The organism is Bradyrhizobium algeriense, from assembly GCF_003062295.1.
In the GTDB taxonomy this organism is placed as follows: Bacteria; Pseudomonadota; Alphaproteobacteria; order Rhizobiales; family Xanthobacteraceae; genus Bradyrhizobium; species Bradyrhizobium algeriense.
This window is the reverse complement of the sequence record NZ_PYCN01000265.1, coordinates 1-451: the sequence shown is the minus strand read 5'-3', so window position 1 is coordinate 451 and position 451 is coordinate 1. Positions and strand designations below refer to the sequence as shown.

Here is a 451-nt window from a genome sequence, read left to right as displayed (position 1 = left end):
TCAGTTTCGCTCAGATGCTGCGACTTCGCCTCCCGGTCGTCACGACGGCCGGGCCTTTCGTCGTTTTCGCGAAGTAAACTGGGCGACGCTCCTCTCGCGCGTTCGCCCGAACGCAGAGAGTTGAGCCATGAAAGCCGACTTCTACTGTGCCGTGATGTTCCCGTACCCGTCCGCGGCGGGGCTGCATCTGGGCCACTACTACAACTACGCCATCATCGATTCCTACTGCCGCTGGCTGAGGCACCGCGGCACGACCGTCTTCCAGCCCTTCGGCTACGACGCCTTCGGGCTGCCGGCCGAGAACTACGCCCGCAAGGTCGGACGCGACCCGGCTGATGTGACCTACGAGAACATCGAGCAGTTCAGGCGACAGACGGATCGCATGAACACCTGCTTCGAGGAGCGCCTGATCACCTGTGGCCCTTCCTACGTGAAGTGGACGCAATGGTTG

At 62.3% G+C, this 451-nt stretch carries 1 protein-coding gene; it reads left to right on the top strand.

Annotation, left to right across the window (positions count from 1 at the left end):
- Positions 1 to 127: 127 nt before the first annotated feature.
- Positions 128 to 451 (top strand): class I tRNA ligase family protein (locus C7G61_RS43445; RefSeq protein WP_145963872.1); only part of this gene is annotated, 324 nt, incomplete at its 3' end.